Annotated in this window: 22 protein-coding genes; 11 read left to right on the plus strand and 11 right to left on the minus strand. The window is 65.0% G+C overall.

The features are described from left to right. Positions 1-448: 448 nt before the first annotated feature. Complete coding sequence (locus EWH12_RS04235) at positions 449-1,075, minus strand: c-type cytochrome (RefSeq protein ID WP_066604732.1); 627 nt, start codon at positions 1,073-1,075, stop codon at positions 449-451. 185 nt (positions 1,076-1,260) lie between these two features. On the opposite strand from EWH12_RS04235, the gene EWH12_RS04240 reads away from it, so the two are divergent. The 7 genes from EWH12_RS04240 to EWH12_RS04270 all read left to right on the plus strand — a co-directional run bounded on the left by EWH12_RS04240 (position 1,261) and on the right by EWH12_RS04270 (position 6,250). Continuing rightward, on the plus strand, positions 1,261-2,151 hold the full coding sequence (locus tag EWH12_RS04240; RefSeq protein WP_066604729.1) for a prephenate dehydratase: 891 nt from the start codon (positions 1,261-1,263) through the stop codon (positions 2,149-2,151). A 202-nt stretch (positions 2,152-2,353) separates the two neighbouring features. Beyond that, on the plus strand, positions 2,354-3,082 hold the full coding sequence (locus EWH12_RS04245) for a sterol desaturase family protein (RefSeq protein WP_066604727.1): 729 nt from the start codon (positions 2,354-2,356) through the stop codon (positions 3,080-3,082). Positions 3,083-3,105: 23 nt separating this feature from the next. Continuing rightward, a complete protein-coding gene (locus EWH12_RS04250; RefSeq protein ID WP_066604726.1) occupies positions 3,106-3,513 on the plus strand; it encodes a DUF2141 domain-containing protein in 408 nt (135 codons plus the stop codon). A gap of 73 nt (positions 3,514-3,586) precedes the next feature. Further along, on the plus strand, positions 3,587-4,435 hold the full coding sequence (locus EWH12_RS04255; RefSeq protein WP_129925831.1) for a MipA/OmpV family protein: 849 nt from the start codon (positions 3,587-3,589) through the stop codon (positions 4,433-4,435). A 96-nt stretch (positions 4,436-4,531) separates the two neighbouring features. After that, on the plus strand, positions 4,532-5,443 hold the full coding sequence (locus tag EWH12_RS04260) for a tetratricopeptide repeat protein (RefSeq protein WP_129925832.1): 912 nt from the start codon (positions 4,532-4,534) through the stop codon (positions 5,441-5,443). A gap of 5 nt (positions 5,444-5,448) precedes the next feature. After that, complete coding sequence (locus EWH12_RS04265) at positions 5,449-6,063, plus strand: LON peptidase substrate-binding domain-containing protein (RefSeq protein ID WP_066604716.1); 615 nt, start codon at positions 5,449-5,451, stop codon at positions 6,061-6,063. After that, entirely contained in the window at positions 6,041-6,250 is a 210-nt protein-coding gene (locus tag EWH12_RS04270) for a Trm112 family protein (protein WP_129925833.1), read from the plus strand. The genes EWH12_RS04265 and EWH12_RS04270 overlap by 23 nt, the downstream gene beginning before the upstream one ends. Before the next feature lie 110 nt (positions 6,251-6,360). Here the strand turns inward: EWH12_RS04270 and EWH12_RS04275 are convergent, their stop codons facing one another. From EWH12_RS04275 to EWH12_RS04315, 8 genes are all read right to left on the minus strand, one after another. Next, the gene (locus EWH12_RS04275) at positions 6,361-6,810 is read right to left on the minus strand and encodes a RidA family protein (RefSeq protein WP_129925834.1); all 450 of its coding nucleotides are present in this window, start codon (positions 6,808-6,810) and stop codon (positions 6,361-6,363) included. A gap of 18 nt (positions 6,811-6,828) precedes the next feature. Beyond that, the gene (locus tag EWH12_RS04280) at positions 6,829-8,091 is read right to left on the minus strand and encodes an aminotransferase class V-fold PLP-dependent enzyme (protein WP_129925835.1); all 1,263 of its coding nucleotides are present in this window, start codon (positions 8,089-8,091) and stop codon (positions 6,829-6,831) included. Next, positions 8,088-9,221: an aminotransferase class I/II-fold pyridoxal phosphate-dependent enzyme gene (locus EWH12_RS04285; protein ID WP_129925836.1), complete on the minus strand. Its 1,134-nt coding sequence runs from the start codon at positions 9,219-9,221 to the stop codon at positions 8,088-8,090. Before EWH12_RS04285 ends, EWH12_RS04280 begins: the two co-directional genes overlap by 4 nt. Continuing rightward, entirely contained in the window at positions 9,218-9,622 is a 405-nt protein-coding gene (locus EWH12_RS04290) for a c-type cytochrome (protein ID WP_129925837.1), read from the minus strand. Before EWH12_RS04290 ends, EWH12_RS04285 begins: the two co-directional genes overlap by 4 nt. A 1-nt stretch (position 9,623) precedes the next feature. Continuing rightward, positions 9,624-11,210 carry a flavin monoamine oxidase family protein gene (locus EWH12_RS04295; RefSeq protein WP_129925838.1) on the minus strand — a complete coding sequence of 529 codons (1,587 nt, stop codon included), beginning with the start codon at positions 11,208-11,210 and terminating at the stop codon, positions 9,624-9,626. A 23-nt stretch (positions 11,211-11,233) separates the two neighbouring features. Beyond that, complete coding sequence (locus EWH12_RS04300) at positions 11,234-11,716, minus strand: RidA family protein (RefSeq protein ID WP_129925839.1); 483 nt, start codon at positions 11,714-11,716, stop codon at positions 11,234-11,236. A 76-nt stretch (positions 11,717-11,792) separates the two neighbouring features. Next, positions 11,793-14,363 carry a TonB-dependent receptor plug domain-containing protein gene (locus EWH12_RS04305; protein WP_129925840.1) on the minus strand — a complete coding sequence of 857 codons (2,571 nt, stop codon included), beginning with the start codon at positions 14,361-14,363 and terminating at the stop codon, positions 11,793-11,795. A gap of 250 nt (positions 14,364-14,613) precedes the next feature. Further along, a complete protein-coding gene (locus EWH12_RS04315) occupies positions 14,614-15,210 on the minus strand; it encodes a TlpA family protein disulfide reductase (protein ID WP_066604692.1) in 597 nt (198 codons plus the stop codon). Positions 15,211-15,253: 43 nt separating this feature from the next. On the opposite strand from EWH12_RS04315, the gene argH reads away from it, so the two are divergent. Genes argH through EWH12_RS04335 form a run of 4 tightly spaced genes read left to right on the plus strand, consistent with a single transcriptional unit; the run spans position 15,254 to position 18,926 of the window. Beyond that, positions 15,254-16,621: an argininosuccinate lyase gene (gene argH / locus EWH12_RS04320; RefSeq protein ID WP_129925842.1), complete on the plus strand. Its 1,368-nt coding sequence runs from the start codon at positions 15,254-15,256 to the stop codon at positions 16,619-16,621. Next, positions 16,621-16,878, plus strand: a complete 258-nt coding sequence (locus EWH12_RS04325; RefSeq protein ID WP_066604682.1) for an argininosuccinate lyase — start codon at positions 16,621-16,623, stop codon at positions 16,876-16,878. The genes argH and EWH12_RS04325 overlap by 1 nt, the downstream gene beginning before the upstream one ends. Before the next feature lie 18 nt (positions 16,879-16,896). Continuing rightward, positions 16,897-18,162 (plus strand): diaminopimelate decarboxylase, encoded by a 1,266-nt coding sequence (lysA, locus tag EWH12_RS04330; protein WP_129925843.1) that lies wholly within the window; start codon positions 16,897-16,899, stop codon positions 18,160-18,162. Next, positions 18,162-18,926, plus strand: coding sequence for a precorrin-2 dehydrogenase/sirohydrochlorin ferrochelatase family protein (locus EWH12_RS04335; RefSeq protein ID WP_129925844.1), 765 nt, complete (start codon positions 18,162-18,164; stop codon positions 18,924-18,926). Before lysA ends, EWH12_RS04335 begins: the two co-directional genes overlap by 1 nt. Here the strand turns inward: EWH12_RS04335 and EWH12_RS04340 are convergent. Both EWH12_RS04340 and EWH12_RS04345 read right to left on the minus strand, forming a co-directional pair. Further along, a complete protein-coding gene (locus tag EWH12_RS04340) occupies positions 18,917-19,540 on the minus strand; it encodes a response regulator transcription factor (RefSeq protein ID WP_066604675.1) in 624 nt (207 codons plus the stop codon). The two genes, EWH12_RS04335 and EWH12_RS04340, sit on opposite strands and share 10 nt — an antisense overlap. 113 nt (positions 19,541-19,653) lie before the next feature. Then, the gene (locus EWH12_RS04345) at positions 19,654-20,292 is read right to left on the minus strand and encodes a TetR/AcrR family transcriptional regulator (protein ID WP_066604672.1); all 639 of its coding nucleotides are present in this window, start codon (positions 20,290-20,292) and stop codon (positions 19,654-19,656) included. Positions 20,293-20,348 lie beyond the last annotated feature (56 nt).

Raw genomic sequence — 20,348 nt, forward strand, 5'->3', positions numbered from 1 at the left:
TGAAAATTACACCAATGCCGGGGGGAGTGGCCCTCGGGCTACGCCCTCACGCCACTCCCCCCGGCATGTAACACGATGGCCTGGTTTTACGCCGCCGAATGGCCGACTTTTGCTCCGCCGTTGACACGCGCTCACATCACAGCAAGGCAGGCGGCCTCAACCGGTCGGTTACTCTGCTACCCACTCTTTTTGTCATTCCCGCGCAGGCGGGAGCCTGTCTCCCAACCTTTGACACGGTGCAAAGGCGGGATGTCGGTGAAGAGTCGCGCTCCTCTCCGCCACCCCGCTTGCGCGGAGATGACGGCATAGGAGTGGGGTGTCTGCAACCTACGCACATCGGCCATCACATTATGCGGCAGGGTCGCTTCGCTGCGGACGCAACCAGCCCCAAACGAGAAAGGGCGCGGCAATCAGCGCCGCGCCCTTTCTCGTTGCTCTGTGACGCCGCTTATTCGCTGGCGTTGGCCGCGTTCGCTGCGGGGGCTTCCGTCGCATTGGCGGCATTGCCGGCTTCGGCGGCGTTGGCGCCTTCCGCTGCGGCAGGCGCGGCGTCGGCTGCGGGCAGCGGCAGGTTGGACCCCTGCGTGTTGAGCCAGGCGATCAGGTTGGCGCGATCGGCCGGATTGCCGAGCCCTGCAAAGGTCATCTTGGTGCCGGGCGCGAATTCACGCGGGCTTTTCAGCCAGTGATCGAGATTGTCGAAGCTCCATTCGCCGCCTTTGCTCTTGAGCGCGTCGGAGAAGGCGAAGCCGCCCTTGCCCTGGCCGATCGATTCGCCGACCGTGGCGTAGAGATTGGGACCGATGCCGTTGGCGCCGCCCTGGTTCACGGTGTGGCAGGCGGCGCATTTGGCGAACACCTTCTCACCGGCCGCGACGTCCGCGCTGGCCAGCAGGGTGTTGAGGCCGGGGCCGGTGTCGCCGCCCTCGCCCTCGGCTTCGACGCCTTCGATCGCGTAGCCCATCTTTTCGGGGCGTTCGTCATGGAAATATTTGGAACTGACGATCGCGCCACCCAGCGCGATGATCCCCGCAAACAAAGCCCAGCCCGCCACGGTGTTGAAACGATCGCCCATTTCGCTCGATTTCCCTTGCGCTTCTGTTCTGGCGGCTGTCTTCCGCGCCCCCTCTTGTGCGCTGCCATAATGGCGGACACGCCACCATGCAAGCCGGGTTGGCACGGTAAATCGCCCTTTGCGTGCGCGGACGCCGCGGCGATGCTTGCGTGGGGGCAGGTGAAACCCTAAGCGCGCAGCCAGTCATGGAAAATTATCCCGCCCCCGCCCGCGCGATCGTCGCCCAACTCGCGCAAAAGGCCGCCGCCGACCCGGCGCGCGCCGTCGCCTATCAGGGCGCGCCCGGCGCCAATTCGCATCTGGCCGCATTGGGCTATGCGCCCGATTGCGTGCCGCTGCCCTGCTTCGCGTTCGAGGATGCGATCGACGCGGTGCGGAACGGGCTGGCGGCGCGGGCGATTATTCCGATTGAAAACAGCCTGCACGGGCGAGTGGCGGACATGCATTTCCTGCTGCCCGAATCGGGGCTGAGCATCGTCGACGAATATTTCCTGCGTATCCGGCATTGCCTGATGGCGCCCGACGACAGCCCGGTAAAGAGCGCGATCAGCCATCCGCAGGCGCTGGGCCAGTGCCGCCATTATCTGCGCGAGCGCGGTATCCAGCCGGTCGCCTATGCCGATACGGCGGGCGCGGCGGCGCTGGTGGCGGAGACGCGCACGCCGGGCGAAGGGGCGATTGCGCCCTATCTGGCGGCGGAACTCTATGGGCTGCGCCTGATTGCCGAGAATATCGAGGATAGCGACGACAATATGACCCGCTTCCTGGTGCTGGCGCAGGAGGGCAGGATGCCGGTCGCCCATGTCGGGCCGGTGATGACGACATTCCTGTTCGAGGTGAAGAATGTGCCCGCCGCACTCTACAAGGCGATGGGCGGCTTTGCGACCAACGGGGTCAATATGACCAAGCTGGAAAGCTACCAGCGCGGAGCCAGTTTCGCCGCGACGGAGTTTTTCTGCGATATCGAGGGGATGCCGGGCGATCCGGCGGTGGACCGGGCTTTGGCGGAGCTGGAGTTCCACACCAAGTGGGTGCGGCAGTTGGGCAGCTATCGGCAGGCGCGGCCGCGGACTTAGGGTTGGCCGATATTCCGCCCATATGGGCCTGCAAGGCGCGCTTTTCTGCGCTCCGGCGCTCACGTACTTTAAGTATGCTGCGTCGGAACGAGGCGCGTGACTCGTTCCGAGCTACTCGAAAGTCACGCTTTTCGGCTCCATCTGGACGAAATCTCGACCAACCCTATTCGTCACCTATCAAGAAGTCTGTATAGCGCTCCCCATGGTCGCAGCCATCCTTCTGTCCGCCCTGGCGATGAGCGTCATTGTCGGCGTCCGCTATCTGCTGGCGAGCGGCGGGTTTGCGCTGGCGACGCGGATTCGCCAGCCGGGGCTGTATCGCGGGCTGGAAAAGCAGATGGGGCGGGAGATCGGCTGGTCGCTGGCGTCCGCGCTGATCTATGGCGCGCCCGCCGGCGTGGTGGCCTGGGGCTGGCAGGAGCGAGGCTGGACGCGCATCTACAGCGACGTGCGGGATTTTCCGCTGTGGTGGCTGCCGCTGTCGGTGCTGCTATATCTGGCCGCGCACGACACATGGTTTTACTGGACGCATCGCTGGATGCACCGGCCCAAGCTATTCCGCATCGCCCATGCGGTGCATCATGCCAGCCGACCGCCGACCGCCTGGGCGGCGATGAGTTTCCATCCCTGGGAGGCGCTGACCGGGGCGGTGGTGATCCCGGCTCTGGTGTTCCTGATTCCCATCCATGTCGGCGCGCTGGGATGCGTGCTGACAATCATGACGATCATGGGGGTGAGCAACCATATGGGATGGGAGATGTTCCCCCGGTGGATGGTGCGCGGGCCGATGGGCGGGTGGTTGATAACCGCCACCCATCATCAGCGGCATCATGACCAGTATAATTGTAATTACGGGCTATATTTCCGCGTTTGGGACCGCCTGTGCGGCACCGATAAGGGGCTGGGCGATTTCAAGAAGGTGGGTGCGTGAGGCGGTTGGGAGCGCTATTGTTCATGGCCATTGCAGGATCGGGTGCAGGGGCAGCGGGGCAGCCCCAGGCGCTCAGCATGACGTTGGAGGGGCTGCGATCGACCAGAGGGCAGATATTGGTGTGCGTCACCCGATCGGCCGCGTATTTCCCAGATTGCGCCAAAGACCCTGACAAGCGGCATTTCGCGGTGCCGGTGAAGAGCGGGCCGATCCCGCTTGGCACGGTCGCGCCGGGCGATTATGCGATCGCCATCGTCCATGACGAAAATGGCAATGGCAAGCTGGACACATTCATGGGCATCCCGCGCGAGGGTGTGGGCTTTTCGCGCAATCCGGTGCTGCGTTTCGGCGCGCCGAGCTTTGGTTCGGCCAGTTTTCCGGTCGCGGGCGCGCCGGTGGAGCAGGCGATCAGGCTCAAATATTTCCTCTGAAACAGAGGGCGGGAACCTGTAACCCCCTCAAAACATTCTTAGGTCCAAACGCAGTTTTACGAATAGGGCCATCATGCATTTTTTCCGCAGCCGACTGGCCGCGACGATCGTCGCGGCCCTGCCCCTTTGCGGCCCCGCCATGGCGCAGGAGGAGGAACAGCACAGCATGTTGACCATCGGCGCGGGGGCGGCGGTCATCCCCAGCTATGAAGGGGCCGATGAATATCGCGTGATGCCGATCGTGCAGGCGCGCGGCAAGGTGCGTGACTTCGCTTTCTGGACCCGTGGCACGGCGCTCTATGTCGATGCTATCCCCGATCCGACCGGCACAGGCTTTGACTTCGAACTTGGCCCGGTGGTCAATGTCCGGTTGGACCGCACCAGCCGCAAGGGGATCAAGGACGACGCCGTGCGGTTGCTGGGCAAGCGCGACATAGCGGTGGAGGTCGGCGGCTTCGTCGGCATCGGCAAGACCGGGGTCATCACCAGCGATTATGACAATCTCGCCGCGCGGGTCGCGGTGACCAAGGATGTCGCGGGCGCGCATGGCGGCGCCGTCATCACGCCCACGATCGAATATTACACGCCGCTGTCGATGACGAGTTTTGTCGGCGCGTCGGTGTCGGCGGATTATGTCGGCAAAAAATATGGCCGCACTTATTTCGACATCACGCCGCAGGAGAGCCTGGCGAGCGGGCTGGCGGTCTATGACCGGGCCGGGCGCGGATCGGGCTTCAAGCGGTTGAACGTCAACCTTTCGGCCGGCAAGTCGTTGTCGGGCGACCTGCGCAAGGGCTGGGCCGTGTTCGGTGTTGCGGGCTATGCGCGGGTGCTAGGCAAATATGCGAATTCGCCCATCGTGGCGGACGTGGGGTCGCGCAACCAGTGGGTCGGCGCGATCGGCGTGGGCTACACCTTCTGATCCTTTCCCGCATCCGTCTTGTCCCAAAGGGGTGACGCCCCACATAAGGCGCGGTATGACGGCGGCGCATGACCGCATGGACAGGAGAAATGAAGCGTGGCGACCCTGGGATTGAGCGAGGCCGACAAGGCGGCCGTGGAGGCGTTTCGCCAGGATGTGGTGGAGCCTTCGCGCACGCAGTTGGTGATCGTCGATTTCTGGGCCGAATGGTGCGGCCCGTGCAAGCAACTGGCCCCGGTGATCGAGAAGGTCTGCGCCGACTATGCGGCCAAGGGCGTCAAGCTGGTCAAGGTCAATGTCGATGAGAATGGCTTCATCGCGAGCCAGTTTCGCGTGCAGTCGATCCCGACCGTCTATGCCGTTTTCCAGGGCCAGCCGGTCGCTGACCTGACGCAGGCGCGGACCGAAGGGCAACTCAAGCAATATCTCGATCAGTTGCTGTCGCAATTGCCGATCGAATCGGATGAGAAGGCGCAGTTGCAGGAAATCGCGCCGCTGATCGCCATGGGCGAGGAGGTGCTGGCGGCGGGCGATGCGGAGCGCGCTTTGTCGGTGTTCGGCCAGATCGCCGAGATGGTGCCCGACAATGTCGAGGTGGCGTCCGGTCTGGCGCGGGCGCTGGTGGCGCTGGGGCGGCTGGACGAGGCGGAAGCGGTGCTGGATGCGCTGCCGGCCGATGTCGCCAGAAATGTCGCGATCGATCAGGCGCGCGCGGCGATCGCGCTGGCGCGGGACGTGAAGCCGGTCGCCGACCTGTCGAGCGTGCAGGCGAAGGTGGAGGCCGATCCCGACGATCATGAGGCGCGGTTCGAACTGGCCGGCGGGCTGATGGCCAATGGCGACCGCGATGGTGCGGCCGACGCGCTGCTGGAGATCGTGCGGCGCGACCGGGCCTGGAACGACGGCGCGGCGCGGGCGCAGTTGCTGACCATATTCGACGCGGTGGGGCTGGAAGATCCGTGGGTGTCGGCGCAGCGGCGCAAACTCTCCCAGATCCTGTTTTCGTAACCGCCATGCCACTGGCGCGCGTCTCAATCTTTCCATTGTCCGGCGCGCTGCTGTTGCCGGGGATGGACCTGCCGCTGCATATTTTCGAGCCGCGATACCGCGCGCTGATCCATGACGCGATGGCGCGCGACCGGCGGATCGGCATGATACAGCCGCGCGGAACCGGCACCGTACCGCCATTGTTCGATATGGGCTGTTTGGGTCATGTCAGTCAGATCGAAGCTTTGGAGGATGGGCGGTTCAATATCGTGCTGACCGGCCTGGCGCGGTTCCGGCTGGTGCGCGAATTGCAGGTGCCGACGCAATTTCGACAGATCGAGGCCGATGTCGAGCAGGCGCCGCAGGAAGATGAGGTGCTGCACATGGCGGAGCGGGCGGCGCTGGAGCAGGAATCGCGGCGCTTCGCCGATGCGCTGGGCTATGTGGTGGACTGGACCGCGGTGTCGCAACTGGACGATACCGCGCTGGTCAATGGCATCGCGCAGATCGTGCCGTTCGACCCGGCGGCCAAGCAGACATTGCTGGAGGCGGATACGCTGTCCGAACGGTCGGAGCGGATCATCCAGCTGATGCAGATCGTCGGCCGGATCGAGCGCGATGGCGGGGCGACGATGCAGTGAGCGGGCTGTGAGCGAAATTGCGCCGATTAATCCCTGGTTGCTGGAGAAGCTGGTCTGCCCGGTGACGCGGACGCCGTTGCGGTGGGATGGGGCGCGCAGCGCGCTGGTGTCGGACGCGGCGGGACTGGCCTTTCCGGTGCGCGATGGCGTGCCGGTGCTGGTGGTGCGGGAGGCTGTGGCACTTTGACCGTCTCACCCTTTTCCCGCTAGACCTCTTGGAGAGGTAGAGGCCACCTGTCTCAAGGTCGGGTGTTATCGAAAGCCCCCACCCCAACCCCTCCCCTGAAGGGGAGGGATTTAAGATTTGAACGCGGCGATGCATTCCACCTCTAGCGGCGCGCCCAGCGCCAGGCCGTCGGCGCCGAAGGCGCTGCGGGTGGGAAGGCGTTTGCCTTCGAAATAGGGGAGATAGGCGGCGTTGAAGCGCGGCCAGTCGGCCATGTCGTCCAGCATGACCGTGCATTTGACGACATGGCCGAAATCCAGGCCATTGCTCGCCAATATCTTGCCGATCGAATCCATCGCCCCCTTCACCGCGGCGTCGAAGCCTTCCTTATGCTTGTCCATGCCTTCGGGCGCCTGACCGATCTGGCCGGACATGAAGAGAAGGTCGCCGACCCGGATCGACGGCGAAAAGGGGAGCTTGGCGGGCAGGGCTTGCGGCGCGGCGGCGGGCTGGGCCAGCGCGGGTTGGGCGAAGGCGGGTGCGGCGGCCAGCAGCAGGGCGGTGGCGAGAAGGTGCTTCATAAGTCTCTCCCTAAGATGTCAGGCGCGGGGTAGCGCGGCAAGCAGGCGGTCGACATCCGCCCTGTCGTTGAAGATCGACGGCGCGATGCGGAAATGATGGTCGTGCAGCGAAATACGCACCTGCGCCTTGGCCAGTGGGTCGGCGAGGCGGGTTTTCGCGTCGGGCAGCAGGGCGGTCAGCAGCGGCGTTCGCGTGCCGGGCGGGGTGATGAGGCGGTAGCCCTTGGCGGTCAGGCCGTCGCGGAGCGGGGCGATCAGGCTTTGGGCATGAGCCTGGATCGCGGGGACGGTGAGGGTAGCGATATGGTCAAGGCCATGGTCGATCGCGGCGACCACCGCCTGCGCATAGGTGCCGGTGCCGAAATGGCCGAGCGCGCCGGGACGGATGGCGTAGCTGACGGGTTCATTGCCCGGAGCGTCCATTGGATAGACATGGGTTTGCGGCGGGGACAGGCCGATGCCGGGCGGGGCGCCGGGCGCGGCGAAGCCATAATAGCCGAAATCGGCCAGCGGCAGGGCATCCAGCACGCCCCGCCGGGCATAGAGGAAGCCGAGGCCGAAATCGCCCATCAGCCATTTATAGGTGGCGCAGGCGGCGAAATCGACGCTGCTGGCGTGGAGATCGACCGGGACTGCGCCGGCCGCGTGGATGATGTCGGCATAGACCAGCGCGCCGGCGGCATGGGCGAGGTCGCAGACGGCCTTCAGGTCATGCTGGAAGCCATTATAGGTGGAAACGAGCGAGAGGCTGACCAGCGTCGTGCCGGGGGTGATGGCTTTGGCCATGTCGTCCATCGCGATGCGGCCGTCGCGCGCCTGCACCCAGGCGACATCGACGCCCTGTTTCGCCAGTTCCCGATACATGGGGAAGCCGGCGTAGAAATGCAGCGTGTCGGTGACGACCCGGCCGCCCTTGTGCGGGAAGCCGAGCGCGCGGAGCACGGCCTGTTCGCCCATGGTGGTGGACTGGACCCAGCAAAGTTCGTCCGGGTCGGCGTTCACCAGTCGCGCGAATTTGGCGATGGTGGCGGCGCGGTCCACAGGCCTCAGCGCCGCGGCGGCGGGATCGAGCGTGCGGGCGGCGACATAGGCGTCCATCGCTGCGCGCGCGCCCAGGCTGATCGGGTGGGTAGAGGCGCTGTCGAGATAGGCGATGGGGGTGGCGGCGAAGCTGGATCTGTCCGGCAGGCTGGGCTTGCTGGCGCGGCCCGCCTGCGCCGCTTGCGCCGCCAGTGGGACGGCGATCGCCGCGCCCAGCGCCTGACGGCGGCTGATCGTCATGCCATGACCTTGAGGAAGGCCGCCTTGAACGCCTGCATTTCGGCCGGGCTGCCAAAGGAGACGCGGATCCAGTCGTCCATATGTTTGCGCGGGCCGCCGATGAATATGCCCGCCTGGGCCAGCGCGGCGGTGACGGCGGCGCCGGGGCGGCCGACATGGATCATGGCGAAACTGGCCTGGCTGGGCAGGTAGCGCAGCCCCCTGGCGTCGAGCCAGGCGAACAGATCGTCGCGCACCGCCTTGTTTTCCGCCTTGCGGGTCGGGAGCAGGGTCGGATCGAGCAGGCTGGCCTCTGCCGCCAGCACGGCCGGCATGGGCGTGATGTTGGTGCCGTAGCGCGCCATGCCGTCGAGCAGATCCTTGCGCCCGGCGATCAGGCCGCAGCGCAGGCCGGCCAGGCCGTAGATTTTCGAGAAGGTGCGGGTCACCAGCAGGTCAGCTTGCCTCGCGACCAGATCGAGGCAGCTTTGCGCATCGCTGAAATGAATATAGGCTTCGTCCACCAGCAGGATGCTGCCCCTGGGCTTATTGGTCAGCAGCCAGTCGATATCGGCGCGGGTGGTGGTGAGGCCGGTCGGGTTGTTGGGATTGCAGAGATAATAGACGCCGGCGTCGGGCGCAGCGGCCAGCAGCTTGCGCGGGTCGGCGGCGAAATCGCCCGACAGCGGGACCGCGACCGAGCGGGTGATGCTGGCATTGTCGAGGCCGAGAAAACCCTGGTCGAAAGTCGGTTCGAAATAGGCGATCGGACGATCAGCGCTGGAATAGCTGAGCGCCACCGAGCGCAGCGGCATGAAGGAGCCGGGGTGGACCTGAACCTGTTCTGGAGCCAGCCCGTTCTGGCGTGCGAACAGGCTTTCGAGCTTGCCCGCAAAGGCCATGCCGTAGCGGCCCGACAGCGGCGGCAGCTTCGCCAGCGCGGCGAGCGCCGCGGGGCAGGGGCCGACCGGATGTTCGTTGCTGTTGATATAGACAGCGTCGGTCAGGCTGGCAGCCATGCCGGCTGGATCGTCGGGCAGGTCGACCTTGCGCCCGCGCTGGGCGAGCGCTGGGGCTGCGCCCGCGATGGTAGCGGCGCCGATCGCGCCGCGCATCAGCATTCGGCGGGATAGGGGGGCGGCGTCGGTCATTCTTCGCTTGTCCGGATGGCGGCGGCGATGCGCTTCACATCGGCTTCGCTGACCGGATCGGCATAGCTGTTGTCGAAATGGGTGCGGACATAGCCGACCACGGCGGCGACCTGGCCGGGGGTGAGCATTTCGGAGAACCAGGGCATCCCGCCCTGGCCCTTCATCACGACGGTGATCGGATAGTCCGCCGAGGCCAGCTTGGCATTATGGGCCAGCGCCGGGACGGTGCCGTCGGGCGACCCCTGCGCATGGTCGAGATGGCAGGCGGCGCAGACCTGCTTATAGACCTGCTCGCCATCGGGCAGCGCCAGCTTGACCGGGCGGCCACCGGGGGAGTCCGCGAGCGCGGGCGCGGCGGCCAGCACCGCCAGCGCGGCGAGACGGAGGAGTCCGCGCTGCATCTCAGGCCGCCTGCGCATGGTCGTGGATCTGGGCGATTGCGTCCATGCCCGACAGGATGGAGCCTTCCATCCAGCCGCCATAGTAACTGGCATGTTCGCCCGCCATCACCACGCGATTGTCGAGCGTGACGAGAGCCTTGTAATGCGCCTTGCGGTTGTCCTCGCTCCAGGCGGAGGTGCAGCCCAATATCCACGGCACCCGGCTCCAGGGCACGGATACGCCGTTCATATATTCCTTGCGATATTGCGGGTGGAAGACCTCGCCCTGTTTCAGCGCGGTTTCGATCCGCTGCTGCGGCGTCATGCCGGCGAGCTGGAAGCCTGCGAGATCGCGGGCGAAAGCGCCGAGCAGCACGGCAGGGCCGGACCCGAACATCCTGTCATTGGGATAGGAGAGCTGGGTGATCGACTGGTCGGTGAAGCTGTGGCCGCCATAGATATTGTCGTCCTCCTCCCAGAAGCGGCGCTTGAATTCGAGGCCGATCTTGACGTGGCCGCCATAGGGCACCGCCTTCATCGCGGCCTTGAGCGCCGGGGACACCTGCATGTCGACCTGGCTGATGATCGAGAGCGGGATGGTGCAGACGCAATAATCGGCGCTGACATCGTGCATCTGGCCGGTGGCGACATCCTTGTAGCTGACGGTCACGCCCTTGTCGGATTGGGCGACCTTCACCGCCTTGGCGTTGTAGGTGACGATCTTGCCGATCTGCTTCGCGAACGCCTTGCCGATCATGTCCATGCCGCCGACAGGTTGGAACATCGTCGTCTGCATCACATAGCTGAAATAGAAGGACATGGCGGTCCAGACCTGCGGGTCGAGCACGTCCTGGAGCTTGGCGATCTGCGACGGGGTGGGGGCGCCGTTGCGACCGCCGCCGGGCGCCTGGGCGTAGCCGCGCTGGGCGGAGACCTTGAGGCTGCTGGTATAGGCCAGATTCTTGTCGAGCACGCCCCAGCCGCGCAGCGCCTCCATCAGCTTTTCCTGATCCTCGGCGGACAGCTTGTCGTCCAGCGCCTTGGCGCTGATCGCCTTGGCCAGCAGTTCGGAGGTGTGGCCCTTGAAGTCGGTCGCGACTTCCTTGTAGCGCATCGGCTTGCCGCCAAAGGCTTCGGTCGAATGGATGAAGCCGTTGTGGTTGAGCTGGATGAAGGGCTCCAGCGCGACGCCGAACTGGCGGCAATAATGGAGCAGCGCCTTGTGATGGTGCGGGATGCGCCAGGGGCCGGGATTGAGGTAATTGCCCGCCGCGAACTGCACCTTCTGCACCGTGCCGTCGCTTTCGGTGAACGTATCGCCGCCGCGCAGCGAATAGTTACGGCCGCCGGGGCGATCCTGAAACTCCAGTATCTTGACGCTGTATCCGGCCTTTTGCAGCTCATAGGCGGCGGCCATGCCCGCCAGCCCCGCGCCCAGGATGACGACCGACGCGCCGGGCTTCGCGCCCGACAGGACGGGTGGGCCGGTGAACTGGGTTTCGGCGGCGTGGCCGAGCGCGGTCATCGCCTGATACATGGCGGCGGCGCCGCCGACCTTGCCGATCATGGTCAGGAGGTCGCGGCGGCTGGGCGCGGTGCTGTCGGTCATGATATCCCCCTATTGGAACGCGCTCAGGGCGCCTTGGCGGCGATCGCCTCGATCTCGACCAGTTGTTGCGGCCGGGCGAGGCCGGCGATCTGGAAGGCGGAGCGCGTCGGCAGGTTCGGCTGGTCGGCCGTGCCGAAGAATTTCTTGTACGCGCGGGTCATGCCGTCGCGGTCCATCTTGCCGCCCAGCCTGGGGTCGCCGACCAGAAAGACGGTGAGTTTGACGACGTCGCCCATGGTGAGGCCCATGTCGGCCAACTGCGCCTTCATCCTGGTGAAGATGGACAGGGTCTGCGCTTCGGTATCGCCGAAGGCGTCCGGGCTTTCCATGTCCTTGGGATCGATCGGCGCGCCGGTGGCGCCGGAGAGATAATAGAGGGTGCTGCCGGGCGGGATGATCGCGGCGCTTGCGATCATGGCGCCGGGCGCCTGCTTATGTTCGACGGTAGCGGCTTGAGCGGAAGGTACGGCCATGGCGGCCAGCAGGAAGGCGAAACGCGCTGTCATGGACAATCTCCCATATGAAGATGGCAAGGAAAAGGGCCGGTCCTTGGCGAACCGGCCCTTGCCTTCGTGACTTCGATCAGAATTTGAACTCGATGCGCGCGTAATAATAGCCGCCCGCCGATCCATAGGCCCCGTGGCCGTAATAGGAGTTCCAGGTCGTTGTCCCATTTTCATAGGGCGACTGGCCAGGAAGTACGGTCACGCCGGTCAGCAGTTTGGGCTTTTCAGGTCGCTTGTCGAACAGGTTGTTAGCGCCGATCGAGAAGGTCACATTGTCGGTGAAATCATAGCCCATTTCCAGATCGGTGATCCCGGTCGCCTTGACCACGCCATCCCGTTCCTGCGACTGGCCATTGAGCGCGGCCGCCGACAGGGCGGAGCGGACAAGCACGCTGGTCTTGCCGTAGAAGGTTTGACGTAGGTTGGCAGAGAAGGGACCGCTGGAGAAGTTAACGCCAGCGACGACCTTATATTCAGGCGACGCATCCTCGATATAGCTTTCCGAAACGGTGCTGAACAAGGTCGGGTTCTTGTTGTCGGTGATCTTCGTCTTGTTGTAGTTGGCGGTCAGCGACAGGTCGAGCTTGCCGAAATCGAGTGCGATCGGGTAACGGGCCGCGAAATCGATGCCATAGGTTTCGGTGTCGATCAGGTTGGTGAAGCTGGCTACGCCCAGCGTTTGCAGTCCGGTATCCAGCACAAGGCCGGTCGAGGCGATCGCCGCCAATATATCTTCCGCACCCGCCACTGGCAGGCCGCCCTGAATGGCCGGCAGCGACGCGGTGGCCGAAATGCGGTTCTTGATCTTGATATAATAGCCGTCGATGGTGATCGCCAGACGAGGGATCGGCCGCAGTACGATACCGGCCGAGAAGTTGGTCGATTTTTCGGGCTTGAGCGCGTTGAAGCCCAGCAGCATCGCGGCGGGCGAACCGGCCGGAAGCTGAAGAACCGCGCTGGTCGGGCCAACATTGACGGTCGAGTAGAAGGATTCGGCGAGCGTGGGCGCACGGAAGCCAGTGCTGGCCGTGCCGCGGATCGCGAATGCGTCCGAGAAGTCGTAGCGCGTCGTGATCTTGCCGATCTTGGTATCGCCAAAGTCGCTATAATCTTCGTAGCGGCCCGCCAGATCGACGGTCCAGCCATCGACTGGGGTGGCGATCAGATTGATATAGCCGGCCTTCGAACTGCGGCTATGCTTGCCCGCATCGACATCCTTGTAGCCGGGGAAGGACTGGACGCCTTCCTTGTAAGTCGCGGCGAAGTCGCCGGCCACGATTTCATAGGTGTCGCGCCGATATTCGCCGCCAAAGGCGAGGGTCAGCGGCGCGGCCATGCCGACGTCGAATTCCTTGCGGATGTCGAGCGTGTTGGTCAGCTGGCTCAGCTTGAATCCGCCGTCATAGGCGTCGGTCACCGTGTTGGGGGTGACGGTCGAACCCGGCAGCAGAGAGGATTGATAGGATTCGATCCAGAGGGCGCGATGCGCCGATTCGATCGTCCAGATTTTGTTCTGATCATAGCCGTATGTGGTGCTGAGATCATAGTTCCAGCCTTCGCCAAATTCGCCCTTGGCGCCAACGGTGAAACTATATTCCTTCTGTTCCACCTTCTGCTGCGGCACCATGCCGAACGTGCCGGTGTCGCCAAAGCAGGTCGACAGGTCCGTTGCGCTGGCGCAGATGCGGTTGGGTGGGCGATAGCCCTGTTTGGCATAGCCAACGCGACGGGACACGTCGCCGAAGCTGTAGAGTTCGACCCCGCCGAAATCATAGCCCATATTGTAGAAGAGCAAGTTCAACTGCGACTTGGCCTGGCCGCCGTTGATGCCGTTGAGGTCGAGGCCAGCCCAGGCCGGATCATAATAGTTGTTGGTCGACCCGAACTGTCCGGGATAGGTGCCCGCCATATTGACATAAGGATTGCCGTCAATGTCGGCCATGGTGACCTGACCGGTGCCGGTCGAGGTGTAGCTTTGGCGGCGATGGAAGGCGGTAAGGTTGAAATAGCCGTCCTCGCCCAGTTTGAAGCCGACATTGCCCGAAGCGGAGAAGAGTTCGCCTTCGCTGTTATAATATTGGCCGCCGGTGACCTTGAAAGTGCCGCCTTCGGACTGGTCTTTCAGGATCAGGTTGATGGCGCCCGCAATCGCGTCCGTGCCGTACACGGCGGCCGCGCCGTCCTGCAGCACTTCGATGCGCGACACGGCGTCGGGCGGAATGAGGTCGATGGAGGGCGCGGCCGAACCCTGGAACGGGCCTGCGATCACCTGAAGGATGGCCGAACCGTGGCGACGCTTGCCATTGACCATGACCAGCGTGTGGTTGGGGCTGAGGCCGCGCAGGCGAGCCGACAGCGAAAAATTCGACATGTCGGTGCCCTGCGTCTGGGCGGTGAAGGACGGGACCATCTGGGTCAGCGCCTGATTGAGGTTCGGCTGGCCGACATGGCTCAGCGCCTCTTGGCTGAAAACCTGCACCGGCGCGGCGCTGTCGGCCGCCTGCATGCCGACGGCGCGGGTGCCGGTGACGATGATGGCGGCGCCGTCATCGGTCTGCGGTTCCTGCGGCGCGTCCTGCGCGATGGCGCAGACGGACCAGGACGAAGCCAGAATAAGTGAAAGTTTGAGCGCGGACAGTCGCGTCATTCATGCCCCCTGTTTTTGCATTATGATGACAAGGGGGATGACGGACGGGCTGTGGCAATCCTCTATTGCAGTGCAAAAAAATGCACTAAAACGTAATATTTCTCAATTGTTTCCATGGCAAAAGCGATCGAGGATATTGCGGGGATCAGCGAATCGGCAAGTGACAACTGTGCATCGCCGCCACGCCATTTTGCAATCAATTGGCATGGCGGATTTTTGATTCTGCTTCGTTATGGTTTCATTCAGCCGGTTAGGACGCCATGGCCGCGTCGATCAGGGCCTTCGCCTCCGGTCCTTCCCAGTCCATCGCGCCGATCACCCGCACCATTTCCTTCCCCTGTCGATCGTAGATGACGGTGGTGGGCAGCAGGCCGGTGGCATAGTGGAAGCCCAGCTGGTTTTCCGGGTCTGCCCAGCCCTTTAAATGCGGCAGGTCATGTTTGGCGAAAAAGGGCTTGGCCGCCTTCAGTCCCTGATTGTCCTGCGAGATGGTGAGGACGGCGAGGCCCTTGGGACCGTATGTCGCCGCGATCCGGTCGAGCGTGGGCATTTCCGCGATGCAGGGCGCGCACCAGGTCGCCCAGAGATTGACGAGGATCGGCTTGCCGGCGAAATCCTGTAGCGTCCTTTCGCCGCCGTCCGGATTCTGGAAGGCGAAGTCGGGGGCGGGGGCGCCCGCCTTGCTGCGGTCGAGCCGATAGTCGAAGGCGCCCTCCTTCTTCGTCGCGCCGCCTGTCGCCTCTCCCGACGTGGCGGGAACCTCACCGGGGAGGGCGGCATTGGCTTGCTCCTTCGGCGGCGATTGCCTATCGCAAGCCGCCAGAGCGGCAGGCAGGAGCAGTATCATTAGCGCGCGGAATGACGATATCACGGAAGCAGGCTCCAACAGCATGTGGGGCGGCCGGTTCGCCGCCGGCCCGGCATCGATCATGCGTGAGATAAATGCCTCCATCCCCTTCGACAAGCGATTGTGGAAACAGGATATCGCCGGGTCCAAGGCGCATGTCGCGATGCTCGCCACACAGGGCATCGTTGCGCAGGCCGATGCGGACGCGATTGCAGCGGGACTCGACACCATCGCCGCCGAATATGAAGCGAACGGCGTGCCGGTCAATCTGGACCTGGAAGACATCCATATGGTCACCGAGTCGCGGCTGGCCGACCTGATCGGTCCGGTCGCGGGGCGGCTGCATACGGCGCGCAGCCGCAACGACCAGGTGGCGACCGATTTCCGCCTGTGGGTGCGCGACGCGATCGACGAGGTCGAGGCGGGCTTGCTCGGCCTCCAGCGCGCGCTGGTGGCGCGGGCGGAGGAGCAGGCCGACGCGGTGATGCCGGGCTTCACCCATTTGCAATCGGCGCAGCCGGTGACGCTGGGGCATCATCTTATGGCCTATTATGAGATGGTGCGGCGCGACCGCAGCCGCTTCGCTGACGCGCGCGCGCGGCTGAACGAATGTCCGCTGGGCGCGGCGGCGCTGGCGGGCACCGGCTTCCCGACCAATCGCCATATGACGGCGACGGCGCTGGGTTTCGCCAAGCCGACCGACAACAGCCTGGACAGCGTATCCGACCGCGACTTCGCGCTCGACTATCTGATGGCGGCGACGCAGGCGTCGCTGCACCTGTCGCGGCTGGCCGAGGAGTTCATCATCTGGGCAAGCCAGCCTTTCGGCTTCGTGAAATTGCCCGACGCCTATTCGACCGGCAGTTCGATCATGCCGCAGAAGCGCAACCCCGACGCGGCCGAACTGGTGCGCGGTCATGCCGGGCGAATCATGGGATGCATGACCGCTTTGTGCGTGACGATGAAGGGGCTGCCGCTCGCCTATTCGAAGGATATGCAGGACGACAAGCCGCCGGTGTTCGAGGCGCATGACCTGCTGGCGCTGTCGATCGCGGCGATGACCGGCATGGTCGGGACGGTGACGTTCCGCACCGACCGGATGCGCGGGCTGGCCGAAAGCGGCTTTGCGACCGCGACGGACCTGGCCGACTGGCTGGTGCGTGAAGGGGGCATCCCGTTCCGCGAGGCGCATCATATCACCGGGCGCGCGGTCGCGGCGGCGGAAAGCGCGGGCGTGCCGATGGATCAGTTGCCGATCGCGACGCTCAAAGACATTGATGCGCGGATCGACGAGCGGGTCTATGCGGTGTTGACGGTCGATGCGTCGGTCGCCAGCCGCCAGAGCCATGGCGGCACCGCGCCGTCGCAGGTAAGGGCGCGGATCGCCGAAGCCAAAGAGGTGCTGGGATGATGAAGACACGGACGCTGGCTGGCCTGTCCATGATCGCGCTGGTGCTGGCCGGGTGCGGAGGGCGGCAGCCGTTGAAACCCGTCACCGGGCAGAATGTGGCCGCCGTGCCGGTGGGAGCGGCGACGGCGCCGACATCGACGGAGTTGATGACGCCATCCATCCAGGCGCGGCCGCAGCGCAATGTGGAATTGCTGACGCAATCGCGGCAGCGGGCCGACGATCCGTTCGACCTGCCGCCCGAAAAGCGGCCGCAATAAGCTTTTAAGGACGCGAAGTTGGACCATTTTGACTATGTGAACGGCGCCATGCAGGTGGAGCAGGTGCCGCTGGACGTGATCGCCGATGCGGTCGGCACGCCCGTCTATGTCTATTCCACCGCGACGCTGGAGCGCCATGTCAGCGTGTTCCGCGAAGGGCTGAACGCGCTCGACAACCCGCTGATCGCCTTTGCGGTGAAGGCCAATCCCAATGCCGCCGTGCTGGCGACGCTGGGAAGGCTGGGCCTGGGCGCGGATGTGGTGTCGGGCGGCGAGTTGCTGCGCGCGATCGCGGCGGGTATCCCGGCCGACCGCATCGTTTTTTCGGGCGTGGGCAAGACCGCGCAGGAAATGCGGCTGGCGCTGGAAAAGGGCATCTACCAGTTCAATCTGGAAAGCGAACCGGAAGCCGAGATGCTGTCGGAGGTCGCGCTGTCGATGGGGACGCGCGCGGCCGTAGCCTATCGCATCAATCCCGATGTGGACGCGGGCACCCATGCCAAGATTTCGACCGGAAAATCCGAAAACAAGTTCGGTATTCCCTATGACCGGGCGATTGAATCCTATGCGGCGGCGCTAGATCTGCCCGGCCTGGATGTGCAGGGCGTGGCCGTGCATATCGGTAGCCAACTGACCGACCTGGCCCCGCTGGAGGCGGCCTTCACCAAGGTTGGCGCGCTGATCGAGAAGCTGCGGGCGGCGGGACATGACATTCGCACCGCCGATCTGGGCGGGGGACTGGGCGTACCCTATGATCCGTCCCAGCCTTTGCCGCCCAGCCCCGCCGCCTATGGCGCGATGGTGTGCCGGGTGACGCAGGGCTGGCCGGTGCGGCTGATGTTCGAGCCGGGCCGGGTGATCGTGGGCAATGCCGGAGCGTTGCTGTCGCGCGTGGTGCGGGTGAAGCAGGGCGCGCAGGCGCCGTTCGTGATCGTCGATGCGGCGATGAACGACCTGATGCGGCCGAGCCTGTATGACGCCTGGCATGATATCCGCGCGGTGAAGCCTGCGGGGACGCGCGAAACCGCCAATGTGGTGGGGCCGGTGTGCGAGACGGGCGATACCTTCGCCATGCATCGCGACATGGATGTGGTGCAGGCGGGCGACCTGGTCGCGTTCATGACCGCGGGCGCCTATGGCGCGACGATGGCGGGCACCTATAACAGCCGTCCGCTGACGCCCGAAGTGCTGGTGTCGGGCGACCAATGGGGGGTGGTGCGGGCGCGGCCGCCGATCGAGGCGCTGATCGAAGCGGATATCATCCCGAACTGGGTCGGCAACTGATGCAGAGCCTGCCCGTCTTTCTGCGGCTGACGGGCCGGCCAGTGATCCTGACGGGCGAGGGCGAAGCGGCGGACGCCAAGCGCCGGCTGCTGGAGCGGGCGGGCGCGATCGTCGTCGGCGAGGATAATGTAGCGGCGCGGATCGCGATCGTGGCGGATGGCGACGGGGCGACCGTGGCGCGGCTGCGGGCGCGGGGCGTGCTGGTCAATGCGACCGACATGCCGGATTTGTGCGATTTTACCCTGCCCGCGATCGTGGATCGCGATCCGGTGTTGATCGCGATCGGCACGGGCGGGGCGTCGGCGGGGCTGGCCAAGGCGTTGCGGCAACGGCTGGAGGCGATGCTGCCGGCGCGGCTGGGCGACCTGGCGACGGCGCTGTTTGCTGGGCGGGCGGCGATCCGGGCGCGCTGGCCGGACGCGGGTGCGCGGCGGCGGGCGATCGATGCGGGGCTGGTCCCTGGCGGGCCGATCGATCCGCTGCGCGACGGGGCGGCCGATGGCGTGCCGGGCTGGCTGGCGGCGGAGGGTGCCGAAACGCCATCGCGGCTGGAGGTGATCCGGCTGCTGTCGGGCGATCCCGACGAGCTGACATTGCGGTCGGCGCGGCTGTTGGGGGAAGCGGACCGGGTCTATCATCAACCGGCGGTGCCGGCGGGCCTGTTGAACCGGGCGCGGGCGGATGCGGCGCGGATCATGGCCGATGCGCCGCCGGCCGATCCTGGGGATGGCCTGTCATTGTGGCTGGAGATGGATCAGCCCTGAGCGGCGTGGAGGCGCTCGACCTCGTCATGCAGCGCCTGGATCGACGAGACGAGGCGGGCGCGGTCGATCTGCATTTCGCGCAGCGCTTCGCGGGTTTCGCCCAGTTCCACCGCGCGGCGGGCGATGCGGGCGTCGAGGTCGGCATTATGGCGGGTGAGCGCGCCGACCTGTTCCGCGCGCTGGCACAGATGGCGCAGGCGGGCGTCGAGCACATCGAAATCGAAGGGTTTGACGACATGGTCGTCGGCTCCGGCGGCCAGCGCCTCCACCGTGGACTGGCTGTCGAGCCGCCCGGCGATCATGACGAAACAGGCGTTGCCGGCCAGATTGGCGGCGCGTATCTTTTGCATCGTGGCGACGGCAGGCAGCATCGTCAGGCCCATGTCGATCAGGATGATGTCGACCGGCCGAGTGACAAGCAGATTAAGCGCGATGAAGCCGTTTTCGGCCAGCGCCACGTCATAATTGAGATGCGACAGGCGGCGGGCGACGACGGCGCGCGCGGTGGGATTTTCATCGACCAACAGCAGACGCAGGCGGCGCAGGGATCGCGCGGTTTCGGGCGCGCCCTCCAGTTCGCCATGGCGGATACGGTTGCGCTTGAAGATCGGCATGTCGTCCCACTTTTCCCGATTCTGGCCTGACGGAAGGATAAGAAGCGCCGCCGAAGAAATGGTTAACGTGCCGATATGCGATCAATGCGATGGCATCAGGCCGGGGGGGGCGGCTAGGGCGCATAGGCGCGCAGGAAGATATCAACGGCGAAGGTCGCGTCGGCGGCGATTTCATTGGGGGCGGGACGGTCGATCCGGCCGATCAGCATTTGTTGGTGGCAGCCGGACAGCGATAGCGACAGCAGCGCGCGTGCGGCGTCGACCGGATCGGCCGGTCGCAACTGTCCACGCATCATCGCGCCATGCAGGAAATCGGCCAGCAAAAGGCGGGTATTTTGCGGCGCAAGGTCGAAGAAAATCTGGCTGAGTTCCGGGAAACGCCGTCCCTGGGCGACGATCAGTCGATGCAGGGCGCTACCGTCGGGCGAGGTCACTTTTTCGATCAGGCTGCGGCAGGCGCGCTGCAAAGTCAGTTCCAACGCCTCATCGACGTTCAGAATCTGCGATAACTGGGCCTGATAGGCCTTGGCCGCGCGTTCGACCACGGCGGCGAACAAGGCTTCCTTCGAGGGGAAATGACTCCACAAAGTGCCCTTCGACCCGCCCAGTTCCGCCGCAATGCCCGACATGGTGGTGCCTGCGAAGCCATGTTCGAGGAAATAGGTCTGCGCCACCGTTAGGATCGCATCGCGTCGATCCTGGCGGCGGGCCTCCCTTCGCGAGGGAATCGGGGGCGTGTCAGGCGCTGTCATAAAATCGTACCATAGAGTACGCTATTTCGGTTGACAAGGCTTTGCAGGGGCGGCAA

Source organism: Sphingobium cupriresistens (assembly GCF_004152865.1).
GTDB lineage: Bacteria > Pseudomonadota > Alphaproteobacteria > Sphingomonadales > Sphingomonadaceae > Sphingobium > Sphingobium cupriresistens.